The 2,610-nt window shown below is 71.5% G+C and carries 3 protein-coding genes; all 3 read left to right on the top strand.

Annotated elements, in window-relative coordinates; all coding sequences use genetic code 11:
* Positions 1-340: 340 nt before the first annotated feature.
* Positions 341-1,174, top strand: coding sequence for an RNA methyltransferase (locus E1284_RS40080; RefSeq protein WP_424923540.1), 834 nt, complete (start codon positions 341-343; stop codon positions 1,172-1,174).
* A 118-nt stretch (positions 1,175-1,292) separates the two neighbouring features.
* Positions 1,293-1,643, top strand: coding sequence for a 50S ribosomal protein L19 (gene rplS, locus E1284_RS40075; RefSeq protein WP_067632127.1), 351 nt, complete (start codon positions 1,293-1,295; stop codon positions 1,641-1,643).
* 168 nt (positions 1,644-1,811) lie between these two features.
* The coding region (gene lepB / locus E1284_RS40070) for a signal peptidase I (protein WP_243715044.1) at positions 1,812-2,610 on the top strand (799 nt) is incomplete at its 3' end.

The following is a 2,610-nucleotide window of genomic DNA, read 5'->3' as shown; positions in this document are numbered from 1 at the left end:
GCCCTCCACCGAGGCAGCGCCGCCCAATGCCACCACGCCGGCCGACGCCATCGCGCCAGGTGACGAAAGCGCGCCACCCAGCGGGCCCGTGCCCCTCGCCGAGGCGGCGCCGGCCGATGCCATCACGCCACCCGGCGGGCCCGTGTCACCTGGCGGAGGCGCGCCACACGAGGGCGCTGTGTCGCCTGGCGAGGCGCAGTCGGTCGGCGCCATCGCGCCAGGTGACGAAAGCGCGCCACCCGGCGGGCCCGTGCCCCTCGCCGAGGCGGCGCCGGCCGATGCCATCACGCCACCCGGCGGGCCCGTGTCACCTGGCGGAGGCGCGCCGCGCGAGGGCGCTGTGTCGCCTGGCGAGGCGCAGTCGGTCGGCGCCATCGCGCCGACCGTCAGCGACGCGCCGGCTGGCGGCGGCGCGTCGACCGGTGGGTCCGTGTCGCCCGGTGAGGCGTCGTCAACCGAGGGCATCGCACCGGCCGGCGGTCCGATGGTGCGCGGAGAGGCGGCGCCGGCCGGCGAGGATGCGGGGACTGACCGGAGTGTGCCGGCTGCACCCGGGGGATCGGTGTCGTCCAGCGGTGCGGCGCCGGTTGGCGGGGGCGCCTCAACCGAGACCGCAGCGGGGGTTGTGCCGCGGTTGATCATTCCGACGCCGAGCGGGCGGCCGTTCACTCAGGCCGACGCGGTGCGGTACGCGGCGGAGCCCTGGCTCGTGTTCGCGTGCGGGCGTTACGAGGGCATCGACTCGCGTGTCGTCGAGGAGGCCCGCACCCGCATGCCCGTGGACGAGGTCAGCCTCGGCGACTTCGTCCTCGCCGGCGGTGAGGTCGCCGTCATGGTGATGATCGAGGCGATCGCGCGCCTGGTGCCCGGGGTCCTCGGCAACGCCGAATCGGTCACGGACGACTCCTTCGCCCCGGGAGCCATGGAGTCGCTCCTGGAGGGCCCCGTCTACACCAAGCCCCCCGTCTGGCGGGACCGGCCGGTTCCGGACGTCCTCCTGTCCGGAAACCACGGGGCGATCGCCCGCTGGCGGCGGGACGAGGCGCTCCGCCGGACGGCCCGGCATCGTCCCGAACTCCTCGCCCGCCTCGCGCCGGAGGACCTCGACAAGCGGGACCGCGCCGTCCTGCGCGAGGCCGGTTTTCCGGTTGACGGCGAAGGTATGGCAGACTAGAGCGTCCGTGCCTCCAGAGCGCACGGCACCCGAAGACCACTTCCCGCGGCGCGACGCCCCCACGAAAGTCCCACCGGGGCCTCTCGACGCCCGCGTTCGACCACGAGGAAACGCTGCGATGCACACCCTGATCCAGGAGATCGAGAAGGCCGCGATGCGCGCCGACGTCCCGGACTTCCGTCCGGGCGACACGCTTAAGGTGCACGTGCGCGTCACCGAGGGCAACCGTAGCCGTATCCAGATCTTCCAGGGCGTGGTGATCCGGCGGCAGGGCGGCGGCGCCCGCGAGACGTTCACCGTCCGCAAGGTCAGCTACAGCGTCGGCGTCGAGCGGACGTTCCCGCTCAACAGCCCCTCGATCGACAAGATCGAGGTCGTGACCCGCGGCGATGTCCGCCGCGCCAAGCTCTACTACCTGCGCAACCTGCGCGGCAAGGCCGCGCGCATCAAGGAGAAGCGCGAGCACTGAGCCGATGGACCACGACGCCCCGGGAACCCGCGACGGTGCCCGGGGCGTTGCCCGTTCCGGACGGGTGCGACCGGCTCGTCCGCCCGCGACACGCTCGTGGGCGGCGTCCCGCAGGACTTGCGGCGCTAGGCTTTCGCTCTGATGACTGAAGAGGACGATCGGAGAGACGTGCGATCCGAAGCCGAGGGCGCGGTGCCCGAAGAGAAGGAGCCCGTGGACTCGGCCGAGGAGACGGCCGGCGACTCCGAAGACGGCGGCAAGGGCAAGAAGAAGCAGGGATCGTTCTGGAAAGAGCTCCCGGTCCTCATCGTCGTCGCCGTCGTCCTCGCACTCGTCATCAAGGCGTTCGCGGTCCAGGCCTTCTACATCCCGTCCGGCTCCATGGAGAACACCCTCCAGGTCGGCGACCGCGTCCTCGTGAACAAGATCGTCTACCACACCCGGGACATCGCCCGCGGTGACGTGATCGTCTTCAACGGCCTCGACTCCTGGGACCCCGAAGTCCAGGTGGACGAGCCGGGCAACCCGATCTCCAAGGCGCTGCGCGCCGTCGGAACCGCGTTCGGTGTGGCGCCCAACGAGAAGGACTACATCAAGCGCGTCATCGGCATCCCCGGTGACCACGTGAAATGCTGCGACGCCCAGGGCCGGGTGACCGTCAACGGCGTCCCGCTGGACGAGAAGTCCTACATCTTCACCGACCCGATCACGCATGAGCAGAACAAGCCGTCCAACGACCCGTTCGACGTCACCGTGAAGCCGGGCCAGCTCTGGGTCATGGGAGACCATCGCGAACTCTCCTACGACTCCCGCTCCCACCGCGGTGACCCCGGCGGCGGCACCATCCCGATCGACCGCGTCATCGGCCGCGCCTTCGTCATCGTGTGGCCGCTGGACCGCATCAGCACCCTCCCGATCCCCGGTACCTTCAAGCAGCGCGGCCTGGAGAAGTCGGCCGCCGCCGCCG

The sequence above is a fragment of the Actinomadura bangladeshensis genome (assembly GCF_004348335.1).
Lineage (GTDB): Bacteria > Actinomycetota > Actinomycetes > Streptosporangiales > Streptosporangiaceae > Spirillospora > Spirillospora bangladeshensis.
The sequence above is the reverse complement of the archived record's forward strand: the minus strand, read 5'-3'. Positions and strand labels throughout refer to the sequence as shown.

Bases quoted from the DNA above. Each gene is read 5' to 3' on its own strand.
- rplS (WP_067632127.1), top strand. From the start codon at position 1,293: ATGCACACCCTGATCCAGGAGATCGAGAAGGCCGCGATGCGCGCCGAC.